The sequence below is a fragment of the Microbacterium sp. 13-71-7 genome, assembly GCF_002257455.1.
Lineage (GTDB): Bacteria > Actinomycetota > Actinomycetes > Actinomycetales > Microbacteriaceae > Microbacterium.
Window position 1 is genome coordinate 1 of the sequence record NZ_NCKN01000020.1, and the last position, 16,451, is coordinate 16,451.

General features: G+C 71.1%; 16 protein-coding genes. 13 read left to right on the forward strand and 3 right to left on the reverse strand.

Translation table 11 applies throughout. The features are described 5' to 3' along the window. The coding region (locus B7X32_RS03425) for a DUF222 domain-containing protein (RefSeq protein ID WP_292716050.1) at nt 1-701 on the reverse strand (701 nt) is incomplete at its 3' end. 135 nt (nt 702-836) lie between these two features. On the opposite strand from B7X32_RS03425, the gene prfB reads away from it, so the two are divergent. The 5 genes from prfB (at nt 837) to smpB (ending at nt 5,467) form a co-directional block, all read left to right on the forward strand. Beyond that, nucleotides 837-1,949 (forward strand): peptide chain release factor 2, encoded by a 1,113-nt coding sequence (gene prfB / locus B7X32_RS03430; protein ID WP_292716053.1) that lies wholly within the window; start codon nt 837-839, stop codon nt 1,947-1,949. A 94-nt stretch (nt 1,950-2,043) separates the two neighbouring features. Continuing rightward, nucleotides 2,044-2,679, forward strand: coding sequence for an NlpC/P60 family protein (locus B7X32_RS03435; RefSeq protein ID WP_292716057.1), 636 nt, complete (start codon nt 2,044-2,046; stop codon nt 2,677-2,679). A gap of 278 nt (nt 2,680-2,957) precedes the next feature. Further along, nucleotides 2,958-3,974 carry a cell division ATP-binding protein FtsE gene (ftsE, locus tag B7X32_RS03440; RefSeq protein ID WP_292716060.1) on the forward strand — a complete coding sequence of 339 codons (1,017 nt, stop codon included), beginning with the start codon at nt 2,958-2,960 and terminating at the stop codon, nt 3,972-3,974. After that, a complete protein-coding gene (gene ftsX / locus B7X32_RS03445; RefSeq protein ID WP_292716063.1) occupies nt 3,971-4,885 on the forward strand; it encodes a permease-like cell division protein FtsX in 915 nt (304 codons plus the stop codon). The genes ftsE and ftsX overlap by 4 nt, the downstream gene beginning before the upstream one ends. Before the next feature lie 105 nt (nt 4,886-4,990). Beyond that, a complete protein-coding gene (gene smpB / locus B7X32_RS03450; RefSeq protein WP_292716067.1) occupies nt 4,991-5,467 on the forward strand; it encodes an SsrA-binding protein SmpB in 477 nt (158 codons plus the stop codon). 18 nt (nt 5,468-5,485) lie between these two features. Here the strand turns inward: smpB and B7X32_RS03455 are convergent, their stop codons facing one another. After that, nucleotides 5,486-7,384 carry a prolyl oligopeptidase family serine peptidase gene (locus B7X32_RS03455; protein WP_292716069.1) on the reverse strand — a complete coding sequence of 633 codons (1,899 nt, stop codon included), beginning with the start codon at nt 7,382-7,384 and terminating at the stop codon, nt 5,486-5,488. Between the two features lie 146 nt (nt 7,385-7,530). Here B7X32_RS03455 and B7X32_RS03460 point away from each other — a divergent pair, with 146 nt between their 5' ends. Both B7X32_RS03460 and metE read left to right on the forward strand, forming a co-directional pair. Then, nucleotides 7,531-8,544, forward strand: coding sequence for a methylenetetrahydrofolate reductase (locus B7X32_RS03460; RefSeq protein WP_292716072.1), 1,014 nt, complete (start codon nt 7,531-7,533; stop codon nt 8,542-8,544). A gap of 36 nt (nt 8,545-8,580) precedes the next feature. Further along, on the forward strand, nt 8,581-10,902 hold the full coding sequence (gene metE / locus B7X32_RS03465) for a 5-methyltetrahydropteroyltriglutamate--homocysteine S-methyltransferase (RefSeq protein ID WP_292716075.1): 2,322 nt from the start codon (nt 8,581-8,583) through the stop codon (nt 10,900-10,902). Between the two features lie 120 nt (nt 10,903-11,022). Here the strand turns inward: metE and lexA are convergent, their stop codons facing one another. Then, a complete protein-coding gene (gene lexA / locus B7X32_RS03470) occupies nt 11,023-11,709 on the reverse strand; it encodes a transcriptional repressor LexA (RefSeq protein WP_292716078.1) in 687 nt (228 codons plus the stop codon). Nucleotides 11,710-12,031: 322 nt separating this feature from the next. On the opposite strand from lexA, the gene B7X32_RS03475 reads away from it, so the two are divergent. The 6 genes from B7X32_RS03475 to B7X32_RS03500 all read left to right on the forward strand — a co-directional run bounded on the left by B7X32_RS03475 (nt 12,032) and on the right by B7X32_RS03500 (nt 16,442). Next, nucleotides 12,032-12,388 carry a LysM peptidoglycan-binding domain-containing protein gene (locus B7X32_RS03475; RefSeq protein WP_292716081.1) on the forward strand — a complete coding sequence of 119 codons (357 nt, stop codon included), beginning with the start codon at nt 12,032-12,034 and terminating at the stop codon, nt 12,386-12,388. 47 nt (nt 12,389-12,435) lie between these two features. Then, on the forward strand, nt 12,436-13,521 hold the full coding sequence (locus tag B7X32_RS03480; protein WP_292716084.1) for a histidinol-phosphate transaminase: 1,086 nt from the start codon (nt 12,436-12,438) through the stop codon (nt 13,519-13,521). Then, a complete protein-coding gene (hisB, locus tag B7X32_RS03485; protein WP_292716086.1) occupies nt 13,518-14,138 on the forward strand; it encodes an imidazoleglycerol-phosphate dehydratase HisB in 621 nt (206 codons plus the stop codon). Before B7X32_RS03480 ends, hisB begins: the two co-directional genes overlap by 4 nt. Next, the gene (gene hisH / locus B7X32_RS03490; protein ID WP_292716089.1) at nt 14,135-14,785 is read left to right on the forward strand and encodes an imidazole glycerol phosphate synthase subunit HisH; all 651 of its coding nucleotides are present in this window, start codon (nt 14,135-14,137) and stop codon (nt 14,783-14,785) included. The genes hisB and hisH overlap by 4 nt, the downstream gene beginning before the upstream one ends. Before the next feature lie 111 nt (nt 14,786-14,896). Continuing rightward, nucleotides 14,897-15,643, forward strand: a complete 747-nt coding sequence (priA, locus tag B7X32_RS03495) for a bifunctional 1-(5-phosphoribosyl)-5-((5-phosphoribosylamino)methylideneamino)imidazole-4-carboxamide isomerase/phosphoribosylanthranilate isomerase PriA (protein ID WP_292716092.1) — start codon at nt 14,897-14,899, stop codon at nt 15,641-15,643. After that, nucleotides 15,627-16,442 (forward strand): SseB family protein, encoded by an 816-nt coding sequence (locus B7X32_RS03500; protein ID WP_292716095.1) that lies wholly within the window; start codon nt 15,627-15,629, stop codon nt 16,440-16,442. The genes priA and B7X32_RS03500 overlap by 17 nt, the downstream gene beginning before the upstream one ends. Nucleotides 16,443-16,451: the final 9 nt, after the last annotated feature.

Below are 16,451 nucleotides of genomic sequence, written 5' to 3' on the forward strand. Positions count from 1 at the left end.
CCGCCCCGCTCCGCCTTCTGCATGTGCTTCGCCGTGGCCGAGAGCCGGTGATAGGCGGCGTGCAGGTCGGCTGTCGGGCCGTAGATGCTCAACCACGACATGCCGTCACCTGCTTCGGTGAAGGTCACCGCCCTGTCCTCCATGGCCCGAGCATGACGGCGCACGGTGCGGTCGCCGAGCAGCCTGTCCACGAGGGTGCGGACCTTGCGCCGCAGCATCGCCGGAGTGCAGGTCAGCACCCAGCCCGCGGCAGCCTCGTCGACCGCGGAGATCGCTCCGCGCGCCTCCGCCAGGGCGTCGTCCGTCGCATCGACCGGCGCCTGAAGCACCCGCACGCGGGAGACGACGTCCTGCACCGCCGCGGGGGAGCAGAAGCCGGAACGCGCGCGTTCCCAGACGTTCGGCAGCAGCGTCATCGCGAATTCGGCGGTCGCCTGCATGGCGCGCACCTGGTCTTCGGAGAGCTGCAAGCGCAACGCCATGTCCATGACCGCCGCGCGCTCGGCGAAACCGGGATCGGCGTCGGCCGTGTAGAGGTCGGGGTGCCGGCGCGCCAGTTCGATCACCTCGAGGATGCGCTCCGAGCGCAGGGCGGCCTGCCGGTTCACCTCGTGGTCGTTGCGGGCGAGATCGCCCAGGACGAAGCCGACGATCTCCGCCGCGGACGCGAGTCGCGGGGCCGGATCGTCCATGTTCTCCATGACCCGATCATAGTACAAAAGTACGAAGAATGCCAGGGTTCGACAGCCGATCCCGTGGTCGTTCTCGTGTCCAGCCCTGGGTGGACGAGTCGATGGGTCGTCAGGGCATCGCCGCGCGCGATACTCTGAGGTGCCATGCTCGAACTTGATCTCTCCGCCGAAATCGCGGCCCTCCGTCAGACCTTCGGCGACATCCGCGAGGTCGCCGACGTCGAGGGGCTCCGCGCCGACATCGAACGCCTCAGCGAGGAAGCGGGCGCGCCCGACCTCTGGGACGACCCCGAGAAGGCTCAGAAGGTGACGAGCGCGCTCAGCCACCGCCAGTCGGAGCTCAAGCGCGTCACCGAGGTGGAGCAGCGCCTCGACGACCTCGAGGTGCTCATCGAGCTCGCCAACGAGATGGAGGACGAGGACTCCGCGGCCGAGGCGCGCGCCGAGCTCGCCTCCCTCACCGAGACGGTCAACCAGCTCGAGGTGCAGACCCTGCTGGACGGCGAGTACGACGAGCGCGCGGCGATCATCACGATCCGCTCGGGCGCCGGCGGCGACGACGCCACCGACTTCGCCGAGATGCTGCTGCGCATGTACCTGCGCTACGCCGAGCGCCACAAGTTCCCCGTCAAGATCATGGACACGTCCTACGCCGAGGGCGCTGGTATCAAGTCCACGACGTTCGAGGTCGACGCGCCGTACGCGTTCGGCACGCTCTCGGTCGAGGCCGGCACGCACCGTCTCGCCCGGATCAGCCCGTTCGGATCCGCCGACAAGCGCCAGACGTCCTTCGCCGCGGTCGAGGTCATCCCGCTCATGGAGGAGGCCACCGAGGTGGACATCCCCGAGGGCGACATCCGCGTCGACGTGTTCCGCTCGTCCGGCCCCGGCGGCCAGTCGGTCAACACGACCGACTCCGCCGTGCGCCTCACGCACCTCCCGACCGGCATCGTCGTCTCGATGCAGAACGAGAAGTCGCAGATCCAGAACCGCGCCGCCGCCATGCGCGTGCTGCAGACCCGCCTTCTGCTGCTGCAGAAGGAGGAGGAGGCCGCGAAGAAGAAGGAGCTCGCCGGCAACATCACCGCGAGCTGGGGCGACCAGATGCGCTCCTACTTCCTCTACGGCCAGCAGCTCGTGAAGGATCTCCGTACGGGACACGAGTCGGGCAACCCGGCGAATGTGTTCGACGGCGACCTGGACGGCTTCATCTCCGCGGGGATCCGCTGGCGCAAGCGCAAGGACGACGACGACTGACCCTTCGGCGTCGCCGATTCAGGGACTTTCCAGGGCGCCGCGCCCGTGATTGTCATAGGGTGGTGACCCGATGGCTGTGACACGGAGAATCCCGATGACTGTGACACGGAAGACGGCGGCCGGCTGCGCGATCGCGGCGCTGATCGTCCCGGTGGCTGCGACGGCGGCGTACGCCTTCGCGCCGGGAGCTCCCGCTTCTTCCGCGCACACGGTGTCGCTCGTCGTCGCGCCGCAGACCTACACGGTCGCGTCGGCCGCGCAGGAGCCCGCCACGACCCGCGCCGCCTTCGACGTCCTCTACACGCCGCCGGCTCCGGTCGTCCCGCCGAGTGCACCGCCCTCCGTTGCCGCGAGCTCCGCGGCGCCCGCCGCTCCCGCGCAGGAGTACTCCGGCGACGCCGTCGTCGCGTACGCCCAGACGTTCGTGGGCGTCGTCCCCTACGGCTGGGGCGCCGATCCGAGCGACTCCTTCGGCTGCGACGGGCTCGTGCAGTACGTGTACGGGCATTTCGGCATCAGCCTTCCCCGCGGCGCCGACAACCAGGCGGCACTGGGCACGGTGATCTCCGCCGACGAGGCGCGCGCCGGCGACCTGGTGTGGTGGCCGGGGCGGCACATCGGCATCTGGGACGGCGCGGGCGGCATCATCGACGCGCCGGACTGGGGACGCTACGTCGAGCACCACGCGCCGTGGGCCAGCTCAGGGCCGCCGATCTTCATCCGGCTCTGACGTCGGAATCCTGGTGGGCTCCGCGCCTTCGGCGGTAGAATCGGGGGTCACCCCAGCCTTCCGAGGAGGTGCGCAGGATGAGCACGACCAGAGCATGGCGCACGGTCGGCGCGACCGTGGGAGGCCTGGCGCTGTTCGCCGCGATCGTCACGTTCCTCGCGTTCGTGATCGGCCTCGAACCCTCCTGACGATCCCAGGCACCTCATAGCCGGGGGAACCCGCCGCGGTGGGGTGTCGCTCGCGGGCTGCGTGCGGCGCCCGTTTAGGCTCGACACGCCATGATCCGATTCGAGAACGTCACCAAGCGCTATCGCGGCACCAAGCGTCCCGCGCTGTCCGGGGTCGATTTCGAGGTGCAGCGAGGCGAGTTCGTCTTCCTCGTCGGCGCGTCGGGATCCGGGAAGAGCTCCTGCCTGCAGCTGATCCTCCGTGAGGAGTCGCCCACGTCCGGCCGCGTCGCCGTGCTCGGGCGCGATCTGAAGTCCATCGCGAACCGCAAGGTCCCGTACTTCCGCCGCAGCATCGGATCCGTCTTCCAGGACTTCCGCCTCCTGCCCTCCAAGACCGTCTACCAGAACGTCGCCTTCACCCTGCAGGTGACCGGCGCCTCCCGCGGATTCATCCAGCAGGCGGTGCCGGAGGCGCTCGCGCTCGTCGGTCTGAGCGGCAAGGAGAAGCGCCTGCCGCACGAGCTCTCCGGCGGTGAGCAGCAGCGCGTGGCGATCGCCCGCGCGATCGTGAACCGTCCGCAGATCGTGCTCGCGGACGAGCCCACCGGAAACCTCGACCCCGGCACCTCGGTCGACATCATGCAGCTGCTCGCCCGGATCAACGCCGGCGGCACCACCGTGCTCATGGCCACGCACGAGGCGGCCTTCGTCGATCAGATGCAGCGCCGCGTGATCGAGCTGCGCGACGGCGAGATGGTGCGCGACGAGGTGGGCGGCGGCTACGGCGACACATCCAACGTCCCGCGCCTGGAGCCGGAGGCGATCCGCGGAGCCGCGGCCACCGCCGCACTGCAGACCGTGCGCGAGGTGCACCGCCAGACGGAGGCCGCGATCGCGGATCCCGCCTCCCCGCCCGTCCCGGTCGTGGATCACCGCCCGGCGGTGGCGCCGGAGGCCGCTTCTGCGGCGGCCGCGCCCTCGCAGGCGACGGTCAAGCCGTCCGACGACGCGCGTCCCGTGACGCACCCGATCACCGTCCCCGCCGTGGACCTCGCCGAGCTGGGCGTGGCCGATCGGCTGGGGCTCGATAAAGGCGACGACGAGGAAGTGGGTCCGACGTCATGAGGTTCGGACTCATCCTCGGCGAGGCGCTCACCGGCCTGCGTCGCAACGCCTCCATGGTGATCTCCGTGGTGCTGGTCACCTTCGTCTCGCTCACCTTCGTGGGCGCGGCGATCCTGATGCAGGCGCAGATCGGCACGATGCGCGCCTACTGGCAGGACCGCGCCCAGGTCGCCATCTACATGTGCTCGTCGGTCTCGACGTCGCCGGGCTGCATCGGCGGCACCGCGACGGAGGACCAGATCAAGGCCGTGCAGGCGGAGCTCGACGGTGCGACCCTCAAGCCGCTGATCTCCAAGAGCAGCTTCCAGACCGCGGACCAGGCGTACCAGGAGACCCTGAAGCTCGTCGGCAAGGACTACGCGGGCGTGCTCACGGCGGATCAGGTCAACGCGGTCTTCAAGGTCAACCTCAAGGACCAGACCCAGTCCGCCGTCATCGCCGAGGCGTTCAGCGGCGTCAAGGGCGTGGACGAGGTCAAGGATCAGCTCGAGTACCTGGATCCGCTCTTCAACGCGCTGACCGTCGCGACCTATATCGCCGTCGGGATCGCGGTGCTGATGCTGATCGCCGCGGTGCTGCTGATCGGCACCACGATCCGATTGTCGGCGTACGCGCGACGGCGGGAGATCGGGATCATGCGCCTCGTCGGCGCCTCGAACAGATTCATCCAGACGCCGTTCGTCCTGGAGGGCGTCTTCGCCGCCGTGATCGGATCCGTGCTCGCGAGCGTCGCGGTGCTGCTGGGCGTGCACTTCGGAGTGCAGGAGTACCTCACCAAGCGGGTCTCCTTCATCACGACCTGGGTCGGCCTGAACGAGGCGATGCTGGTGGTGCCGGTGCTCATCGGCATCGGCGTGATCCTCGCCGCGCTCAGCGCCGGCTTCGCGATCCGTCGCTGGCTGCGCGCCTGAGCCGTCCGTGCGGCGGAGGCCCTTCCGTGTATAGACTGGCGGGCTGGCCTTCTCGGGCCTGACCGGCGAGCGCCGGATCCGTCATACGAACAGCAGGAGACAACCATGCCCAGGGAACGCGGGGAGAAGGTCATCGCGACCAATCGTCGCGCACGTCACGACTACAACCTGGAGAAGTCGTACGAGGCGGGGCTCGTGCTCACCGGCACAGAGGTGAAGTCGCTGCGCCAGGGGCGTGCGAACCTGACGGACGGCTACGCGTTCATCAAGGGCAACGAGGCGTTCCTCGACGCCGTGCACATCCCGGAGTACTCGCAGGGGCACTGGACGAACCACTCGGCCAAGCGGATCCGCAAGCTCCTGCTGCACAAGGAGGAGATCGCCAAGCTCTCGCACGCGGTCTCCGCCGGCGGCTACACGCTGATCCCGCTGCGGCTGTACTTCTCCGACGGGCGCGCGAAGGTCGAGATCGCCCTCGCGAAGGGCAAGCGCGAGTACGACAAGCGCCAGGCGCTGCGCGAGCGTCAGGATTCCCGCGAGGCGGAGCGCGCCATGCGGACGCGCAACCGCCTCGGGGAGTGACCGCCGCGCGCGGACGGCCTACGGGATCGGATCGAAGCCGAACGCCGAGCCGAGGAAGCGCAGCTCCGCCTCGGCGGCCGCGATGATCGTGTCCGCCTGACGGAACCCGTGCCCCTCGCCCTCGAACAGCACGTACTCGTGCGGCACTCCGCGTGCGGCGAGCGCATCGCGGATCGCCTCCGACTGTGACGGCGGCACGACCGCGTCGTCGGCGCCCTGCAGGATCAGCACCGGCACATCGATGCGGTCCGCGTGGGTGAGCGGTGAGCGGTCGATGTACGTCTGCTCCGCCTCGGGCAGCGGTCCCACGAGGCCGTCGAGGTAGAAACGCTCGAAGTCGTGCGTCTCCTCCGCCAGCAGCCGCAGATCCACGACGCCGTACCGGTCGAGGCCCGCGGCGAACATGCCGCCGCGGACGAGGGCGGACAGCACGGTCCAGCCGCCGGCGGATCCTCCGCGGATCGCGATGCGCGCCGGATCAGCGAGGCCCGCGTCCGCGAGGCCCTGGGCCGCCGCCAGCACGTCGTCGACGTCGACGATGCCCCACTGGCCGTCCAACCGCTCGCGGTAGGCGCGGCCGTAGCCGCTGGATCCGCCGTAGTTGACCTCGAGCACGCCGATGCCACGGCTCGTGAAGTACGTGATCCATCCCGCCTGTGAGCCAGAGGAGTGGGCCGTCGGCCCTCCGTGCACGTGCACGACATAGGGCGGCAGCGCCTGCGGATCCGCATCCGCATCCGGGTTGGCCGGGGCGTGGTCGAACGCGTGCACCGGGCCGTGGGGGCCGTCGAAGCTCACCGGCCTCGCGCCGGGCACCCACGCGGGGTCGACGGGCGCGCCGCCGCGGATCGGGCGCGCGACGCCCGCGTCGATGTCCAGCTCCCACAGCCCTGGCGTGACCCGGGCACCCTGACCCGTGATCAGCACCAGGGATCCCTGCGCGTCCTCCAGGCTGAGGTCGCCGTCGAACGGGACCGCGAGCTCGCGCTCCGTGCCGTCCCGCTCGATGAGCACCAGCGTGTCGGATCCGTTCGTGCGGACGGCCAGGATCCTGCCGTCCTCGAGAACCCGGAACCAGCGCTGGCCGAGCACCCACAGCCCGCCACCGGTGTCGGCATCGGCGGGGGAGAAGATCTCCGTGGAGGCTGCCGGCGTCGGGATCGGAGGCACGGGTTGCTCGCCGACGCGCGCGCGGTACAGGTTCCAGCGACCGGACACGTCGTCGGCGAACAGCAGTTCGTCGTTGGAGAGCCACTCGGGCTGAAGCGCGGCGCGGGCGGGGATCGGGGTGCGGGCTCCCGTCTCGAGGTTCGCGGCAAAGGCGATGGCGTGCTCCCATGGCATCCGGCGCTCGTCCCAAGCGACGAAGGCGAGCCGGGTCCCGTCGGGGGAGAGGGCGGGATGCGCGAAGAAGCCGTCGCCGCTGAGGATCGTGGCGACCGCGGTGTCGTCCTCGGCCGCGGAACCGTCGAGCGGGATCTCCACGATCGCGCGCTGGTGCGGCGCGGCCCGCAGGTCCTCGCGCACCGCGAACAGGCGCCCCTGCTGCACGCGCAGGCCGCCGTACCGCGGACCGGACGCGGTGAGCGGCACGGGTGCGTCCGCGCCGGGATCCAGCCGGTGCACGCGCTGATCCTCGCCATCCACGAAGAGCAGCGTGCCGTCCTGGGCGACGGTCCATGCGCCGCCGCCGTACTCGTGCACGCGGGAGCGGGCGCTCCACGGAGCGCGCAGCACTTCGCGCGCGTCGCCGTCGGCGTCGCGGCGCATCACGCGCATGCGCCCCCGCTCCTGCGGCACCGACTCGCTCCACCAGATCCCGCCCGCGGCATAGCGGGCGCCGTCGATCTTCGTGCCGGCGACGGCGAAGTCGGCAGCAGACAGCGGAGAGGGCCAGGATCCGTGCGGAGTCGTCATGATCCGAGCCTAGGAGAACCGGGGAGCGCGGTCTCGTCCTGCGCCGTGCAGCGGCCGCCCGGAGGCGCCGACACATGGCGAAACACAGCATGCGCCGCATGGCGGCGCCGCCTAGCGTGGGGTGACCGCCCCGACCCAGGAGAGAGATGTCCTTCGACGCGCCGCCGTTCGCCCCCGCCGGGGCCGTCGTTCCGCGCGTCCCGATCTCCTTCGAGCTGTACCCGCCGCGCACCACGGCGCCGATCGAGGCGCTGCACGAGACGATCCAGCAGCTCGCGTCGGCCGCGCCGCGCTTCATCTCCGTGACCTATGGCGCGGGCGGATCCGTCGGCGGGCGCTCGCTCGACGTGCTGCGCTACATCCGCGAGCACACCGCCGTCGAGCCGCTCGCGCACCTGACCTGCGTCGGCAACACCTACGCCGGAGCCTCGCGGCTGATCCGGGAGTTCCTCGACGCCGGGATCCTCAGCTTCCTCGCCCTGCGCGGCGACCCGCCGCTCGATGAGAGCCAGCCGTTCCTCGGGGACCTGGAGAGCTCGGCGCAGCTCGTGCAGCTCATCGACCGGGCGCAGGCCGAGCGTGCCCCGTACCAGGAGCGGCCGATCCCCGGCGTTCCCGGAGCCGTGCAGGTGACCCCGCGTCGGAAGGTGAACATCGCCGTCGCGGCCTACCCGAACGGGCATCCGCGCTCGACCTACCGCAACCAGGACATCGACGCGCTGCTGGCCAAGCAGGCCGCGGGGGCGACCCTCGCGATCACGCAGCTGTTCTTCCATCCGGACGACTACTTCGCCTTCGTCGAACGCGCACGCCGCGCGGGCGTGACGATCCCGATCCTCCCCGGCATCATGCCGATCACGTCGCCCGCGCGCCTGCGCCGCGTGCTGGAGCTCAGCGGCGAAGAGCTTCCCGCCGAGCTGTCCATCGATCTCGAGGTCGAGCCGACCGTCGAGGGCCGTACCGAGATCGGCGTCGCGCACGCGGCCGAGCTGGTGCGGGAGCTCGTGGACGGCGGCGCCCCCGGCATCCACCTGTACGCGTTCAACCAGCACCGCACGGTGCTGGATGTGCTCACGGCCGCCGGGGTCCTTCCCGAGGGCTCGGCGGCGTCCCCCACGGACGGCGCCCTCCAGTTCGCAGAGACCAGCGGCGCGCACTAGCCCGCATCCTTCCCCCTTCCGTCAGAGAGGACCGTCATGACCGCATTCCCCGAGGGCACCGTCCTGGGCTACCCGCGCATCGGCCGTCGCCGTGAGCTCAAGAAGGCCGTCGAGGCGTTCTGGGCCGGACGGATCGACGAGGCAGAGCTCGAGCGCACCGCGGCCGAGCTGCGCGCGACGACGCGCGAGCGCCTCGCGGCGCAGGGCCTCGGCCGCTCCGACTCGGCGATCCCCGAGTCGTTCTCGTTCTACGACCAGGTGCTCGACGCCGCGGTCACCGTGGGTGCGATCCCCGCCCGCTTCGAGGACCTGCGGTCCGCCGACGGCACGATCGGCCTGCCGGCGTACTTCACGGTCGCCCGCGGCGAGGGCGAGCGCGCCCCGCTCGAGATGACGAAGTGGTTCGACACGAACTACCACTACCTCGTGCCCGAGATCGGCCCCGACACCGTCTTCTCCCTGTCCAGCGACCGGGTCGTGCGTCAGGTGCAGGAAGCGGCGGAGGCCGGCTTCCGCACCCGTCCCGTGCTCGTCGGGCCCGTCACGTTCCTGGCCCTCGCCAAGGCCGCCGACGAGGCGCCGGAGGGCTTCGACCCGCTGTCGCGCCTGGACGACCTCGTCGCTGTCTACGCCGAGGTGCTCGGTGCGCTCAAGGCCGCCGGCGCCGAGTGGGTGCAGCTGGACGAGCCGGCGCTCGTGAGCGAGTCGCTCCCTGCCTCGGTCGCCGCGCTCGGCACGGCCGCGGAGCGCGCATACGCGGTCCTCGGCGGGCTCGCCGAGCGCCCGGCGATCTTCGTCGCGGCCCCGTACGCGGCGCTCGACGCGAACCTCGCGGTCCTCGCCGCCGCCCCGATCGAGGCGATCGGCCTCGACCTCGTGCGCGGCACCGTGCCGGCATCCGTCCCGGGCCTCGCCGACAAGGTGCTCGTCGGCGGCGTGGTCGACGGCCACAACATCTGGCGCGGCGACCTCTCCGCGGCGTTCGACACCCTCGAGTCCCTGCGCGCCCTCGGGGCGGCCGGCGTGGCTGCGGCGACGTCCACGTCGCTGCAGCACGTGCCGCACGACGTCGAGGACGAGACCAAGCTCGACGCGCGCCTCGTGAGCTGGCTCGCGTTCGCCGACCAGAAGGTCGCTCAGGTCACGACTCTCGCCAAGGGCCTCGCCGAAGGTCGCGCCGCGATCGCCGCCGAGCTCGACGCCGCCTCCGCCGCCCTGGCGGACCGGCTCGGCGCTCCCGGCGTGCGCGTGGACGCCGTCCGCGCGCGCACCTCGGCGCTGACGGACGCCGACTTCGACCGCGGCGACTACGAGGCCCGCGTCGCCGCGCAGTCGATCGCGCTCGACCTCCCCGCCCTGCCGCTCACCACGATCGGATCCTTCCCGCAGACGGGCGAGATCCGCCGCGCCCGCGCGCAGTTCACCAGGGGCGAGATCACCGCGGCCGAGTACGACGGCTTCCTCCGCGAGGAGATCGGCCGGGTCGTAACGCTCCAGGAGGAGCTGGGCCTGGACGTGCTCGTGCACGGCGAGCCCGAGCGCAACGACATGGTGCAGTACTTCGCCGAGAACCTCGACGGCTTCGACGTCACCGAGAACGGCTGGGTGCAGTCCTACGGATCCCGCGCCACGCGACCGTCGATCCTCTGGGGCGACGTCTCCCGTCCGGCGCCGATCACGGTCGCCTGGTCGGAGTACGCGCAGTCCCTCACCGCGAAGCCGATGAAGGGCATGCTGACGGGGCCCGTCACGATCCTCGCCTGGTCGTTCGTCCGCGACGACCAGCCCCTCGCCGAGACGGCGAACCAGGTCGCCCTCGCGCTGCGCGACGAGATCGCAGACCTCGAGGCCGCGGGGATCGGCGTGATCCAGGTCGACGAGCCGGCGCTGCGCGAGCTGCTGCCGCTCAAGAAGGCCGACCAGCCGGCGTACCTCGACTGGTCCGTCGCGTCGTTCCGGCTGTCCACAGCGGGCGCGGAGACGGCCACGCAGGTGCACACCCACCTCTGCTACTCGGAGTTCGGCGTCGTGATCGACGCGATCCGCGCGCTCGACGCGGACGTCACCTCGATCGAGGCCGCCCGCAGCCGCATGGAGGTCGTCACGGACATCGCCGCGGCGGGCTTCGACCACGGCATCGGCCCCGGTGTGTACGACATCCACTCGCCGCGCGTGCCGGACGCCTCCGAGGTCGAGGCGCTCCTGCGCCGCGCGGTCGAGGAGATCCCGACGCGTCAGCTCTGGGTCAACCCGGACTGCGGTCTGAAGACCCGCGGCTACGAGGAGACCAACGCCTCGCTGCGCAACATCGTCGAGGCCACGCGCCGCGTCCGCGAGGACGTGTCGGTCGCGGTCTGACTTCCCCGCGTCGGGCGTCTTCATCGAGGCCCCCTCGCAGCACCGAGGCCCCCTCCCAGATCCGGATCTGGGAGGGGGCCTCGACGCGCAGAGGGGGCCTCGACGTGGATGGGGTGCGGGTCAGACCGCGCGCAGCACCGCCACGATCTTGCCGAGCACCGTGGCGTCATCGCCCAGGATCGGCTCGAAGGCGCTGTTGCGGGGGAGCAGCCACACGTGCCCGTCGCGGCGGCGGAACGTCTTGACCGTGGCCTCGCCGTCGAGCATGGCCGCGACGATCTCGCCGTTCTCCGCGGTGCCCTGCGAGCGCACGACCACCCAGTCGCCGTCGCAGATCGCGGCGTCGATCATCGACTCGCCCGAGACCTTGAGCATGAATAGGTCGCCCTTGCCGACCAGTTGACGGGGGAGGGGGAAGATCTCCTCGACCTGCTGCTCCGCCGTGATCGGCACGCCGGCGGCGATCCGGCCCACGAGCGGCACCAGGGCGGCGTCCCCGACGGAGGGGGCGGCGTCGGCCGGGTTCTCGGTCGAGAGGCCAGGCAGGTCGATGAGGACCTCCATGGCGCGGGTCTTACCGGCGTCGCGGCGCAGGTAGCCGCTGAGCTCCAGCTGGCCGAGCTGATGCGTCACGCTGCTGAGGGACTTGAGACCCACGGCGTCGCCGATCTCGCGCATGCTCGGCGGGTAGCCGTACCGGGCGATCGAGGTCTGGATGACCTCGAGGATCGCCATCTGCTTCGCACTGAGGCTCTTGCGGCGCCGCGTCCGCGGGGCCTCGGAGCCGAGGTTCGCACCGTCGCTCATGCCATCTCCTTCGTGTGCATCGGGCCCTCGCGGATCCGGTGATCGGCATGGATTCGCGGGCGGCGATTCGAATGTCGGTGGTCCGTGATGGGGTCTTCGTATCGAAACCGTATCCGAGATCGGGGCGGAATCGATAGATCTGTTCGAGCGTGTCGGCGATTCATCGGAACCGATATTCGAAGAATGCTTGACAGATGTTCGAACTCGAAAGTAGTTTCGGTACGTAGGTTCGCCTCTCCAGAGGCCCGGATTCGAAGATCTCTCGACAGAGGGTCCGGATCCGGGGAGAGGCGAACCGACACAGACACTGAGGAGAAGCACCATGAGCAGCATCACCTTCGCCGGTCCGGTTCCCGCCACGCGTCTGCGGATCACCGCACGCGGTCGGCGCGTGCTCGCCGCGCTGGTCGCGCTCCCGGTGGCTGCGGCGATCGCGTTCGCGGCGCTGAGCGGCGGATCCGCGCTCGCCTCCGGTGAGCAGACGACGGGCAACACCTTCGCGACCATCACCGTGCAGCCCGGCGACACCCTGTGGTCGATCGCGGGCGAGGTCGCGCCGAACGCCGACCCGCGCGACGTCATCGCCAAGATCTCCCAGCTGAACCTCGTCGACGGCGGCGTGATCGAGGTCGGGCAGCACCTGGCCATCCCGGCGGAGTACGGCGCGACCGGACGCTGATCGTCATGCGTTATCAAGGCCACAGCCGGGCCGCCTAGCATGGCAGGGTGACTGTCTCGCTCGACGATCTACCCCTTCGTGACGACCTCCGCGGCCTCCGGCCCTACGGCGCCCCGCAAGCGCCGCTGCCCGTGGCGCTGAACGTGAACGAGAACACGCATCCGGTGCCCGAGCAGGTCGCGAGCGACATCCTCGACGACATCGCCGTCGCACTGCGCGATGTCAACCGCTACCCGGACCGCGAGTTCACCGAGCTGCGGGAGGCCTTCGCCGGCTATCTCGGCCACGATCTCGTCGCCGCGAACATCTGGGCGGGCAACGGATCCAACGAGGTCCTCCAGCACATCCTGCAGGCCTTCGCCGGGCCGGGCCGCACCGTGTTCGGGTTCGCTCCGACCTACTCGATGTACCCGCTGCTCGCCCAGGGCACGGGGGCGACCTGGGTCGCCGGCGTCCGCCACCCCGACTACGAGCTGACGGTCGACGAGGCGGTCGCTCAGGTCAGGGAGCACGATCCCGACGTGATCCTGCTGTGCGCGCCGAACAACCCCACGGGCACCCCGCTGCCGCTCGAGGTGATCGAAGCGGTGTACGAAGCGGCGCGAGGCATCGTGATCGTCGACGAGGCGTACCAGGAGTTCGCCCCGAAGGATTCGCCGACCGCGCTGACCCTGCTCGAGGGGCGACCGCGGCTCGCCGTGTCCCGCACCATGAGCAAGGCGTTCGCCTTCGCCGGAGCGCGGGTCGGCTACCTCGCCGCGGATCCGGCGTTCATCGACGCGCTGCGTCTGGTGCGCCTCCCGTACCACCTGAGCGCGCTCACCCAGGCGGCGGCGATCGCGGCGCTGCGGAACGCTCCCATCATGCTCGCGATGGTCGACGAGATCGTCGGACAGCGCGACCGGATCTCCGCCACGCTCGAGGCTCTGGGGTACGCACCGCACCCGTCCTGGTCCAACTTCGTGCTGTTCGGCGGCGTCGCGGATCCCGCGGCGACCTGGCGCGCCCTCTACGACAAGGGGGTGCTGATCCGCGATGTCGGCATCCCGCACCACTTGCGCGTCACGGCCGGCACCGAGGCCGAGACCACCGCATTCCTGGACGCCCTCGCCTCGATAGGATCGGCCTCATGACCGCTGAGACCCCCGCTGCGGCCCGGACCGCGCGCCGCACCCGCTCCACGTCCGAGTCGACGATCGAGCTCGAGCTCGACCTCGACGGCACGGGTCAGAGCCACATCGACACCTCGGTCCCGTTCTTCGACCACCTGCTGACGGCGTTCGCGAAGCACTCGCTGACCGACCTGACCGTGCGCGCCTCGGGCGACACCCACATCGACGCGCACCACACGGTGGAGGACGTGGCGATCGTGCTCGGCCAGGCGATCCGCGAGGCGCTCGGCGACAAGAGCGGCATCTCCCGCTACGGCGACGCGCTGGTCCCGCTGGACGAGGCGCTCGTGCAGGCGGTCGTCGACATCTCCGGGCGTCCCTACCTCGTGCACGAGGGCGAGCCGGCCGGCTACGAGCACCACCTCATCGGAGGCCACTTCACGGGGTCGCTCGTCCGACACGTCTTCGAGGCGATCGCATACAACGCCGCCCTCACCGTGCACGTGCGCGTGATCAGCGGCCGCGACCCGCACCACATCGCCGAGGCCGAGTTCAAGGCTTTCGCACGCGCGTTCCGTCAGGCCAAGGCGCTCGACCCCCTCGTCCTCGGCGTGCCCTCGACCAAGGGCGCGCTGTGAGCGAGGGCGCGGAGGGCCGTCGTCCGACCGTCGCGGTCTTCGACTACGGCTCCGGCAATGTGCACTCCGCGGTGAAGGCGCTCATCCGCGCCGGAGCGGACGCGCAGCTCACCGGTGACCGCACGGCCGCCCTCGAAGCGGACGGGCTCGTGGTGCCTGGTGTCGGTGCGTTCGCGGCTGTCCGCGAGGCGCTGGCTGCGCACCGCGGGGACGAGATCATCGAGCGGCGCCTGGCCGGAGGCCGTCCCGTGCTGGGCATCTGCGTGGGCATGCAGGTCCTGTTCGAGGGCGGCGTCGAGCGCGGCGCCGAGGTCGACGGGCTCGGCGAGTGGCCCGGCATCGTGACCGAGCTCGACGCACCGGTCCTGCCGCACATGGGCTGGAACACGGTCGAGCCGGACCCGGGCAGCGTGCTGTTCCGGGGGATCGAGCACGAGCGCTTCTACTTCGTGCACTCCTTCGCGGCGCAGACCTGGGAGCTCGAGGTCATGCCGCCGTTCCCGCAGCCGCACCTGACCTGGGCCGAGCACGGCTCGCGGTTCCTCGCGGCGGTGGAGAACGGCCCGCTCTCCGCAACGCAGTTCCACCCGGAGAAGTCCGGCGAGGCCGGCATCCAGCTGCTCCGGAACTGGATCTCCACGCTCTGACCCGCAGGCGCCGTGCGACGGCGGGGGATTGGTGCCCCGACCGCGCGCGGACTACTCTCTTCTCTCGTGCCGCGCCCGAAGCGCGCGGCGCATCGTGACCCGAAGGACGACATGAACGAGTTCGCGCAGTCCCCCTCTCTGACCCTCCTCCCGGCCGTCGACGTCGCCGGTGGACAGGCCGTGCGCCTGACCCAGGGCGAGGCCGGAAGCGAGACCAGCTACGGCGACCCGATGGACGCCGCCGCGGAGTGGGTCGATCAGGGAGCGGAGTGGATCCACCTGGTCGACCTCGACGCCGCCTTCGGCCGTGGCAGCAACACCGCGATCCTGCGCCGCGTGATCAAGCAGTTCCGCAGTGTCAACGTCGAGCTGTCCGGAGGCATCCGTGACGACGTCAGCCTCGAGGCCGCGCTGGAGTCGGGCGCATCCCGCATCAACCTCGGCACGGCGGCGCTCGAGAACCCCGAGTGGGCGGCCGACGTCATCGCCCGCTACGGCGACGCGGTGGCCGTGGGCCTGGACGTCCGCGGCACGACGCTCGCCGCCCGCGGCTGGACCAAGGAGGGCGGCGACCTCTGGACGGTCCTCGACCGCCTCGAGGACGCGGGCTGCAGCCGCTACGTCGTCACCGACGTCACCAAGGACGGCACGCTCAAGGGCCCGAACCTCGACCTGCTCCGCGAGATCACCGCACGCACGCCGAAGCCCGTCGTGGCGTCGGGCGGCATCGCGAACCTCGACGACATCGCCGCGCTCCGCGAGCTCGTGCCGCTCGGCGTCGAGGGTGCGATCGTCGGCAAGGCGCTGTACGCCGGCGCGTTCACCCTGGCCGAGGCGCTGGATGTCGCCGGATCCTGACCACGCCGCGTCCGGCGCCTGCGACCACGACCACGCGGCGCACGGCAACACGGGCGACTCCGCCGGGGTTCCCTGGGCGGGACGCTCCTTCCAGGAGAACACGCGCGCGAGCGACGACGGATCCGCGGATCCGGCCCTCTGGGACGCGTTGACGCGCTTCCGCGCCGGCGACGGCTCCCAGGCCGAGGTCGTGGACGCGCTCCGCACGGCGCGCGTGCTCGTGCCGCTCGTCGCGGAGAAGGGCGATGAGGGCGTGGCGCCCTCCGGGCTGACGGTGGACAAGACGCAGGAGCTCTCCCTCGTCACGGTCGCCGCGCCGGACGGGCGCACGGTGCAGCCTGCCTTCACGAGCGTCGACACCATGCGCTCCTGGGATCCGGTCGCGCGCCCCATTCCCGTCGAGGCCGCCCGCGTCGCGCTCTCCGCCTCCTCGGGCGATGCGGAGCTGATCGTGCTGGATCCCGGATCCGCGACGGAGTTCGTCCTGCGCCGCCCCGCGGTGTGGGCGATCGCGCAGGGGCAGCACTGGGAGCCGAGCTTCCTCTCGCCCGAGGTCTACGCGGGTCTGCTGGAGAGCGTCGGCAGCGAGCTCGCCGTGATCGACGTCGCCGTCTCCGCCGGCGACCCGGACGCGCGCCTGCGCGGACCGGAGCTGGTCGTGACGCTCGAACTCGTGGAGGGCCTGGACCGGGAGACGCTCGACGCCGTCCTCGCCCGCCTCGCGCAGCGCTGGGCCGCGGACGACCGCATCGCGGTGCTCGTCGATTCGCTCACCGTGCGCCTGCGCGCGAGCGCCTGACGGCCGACT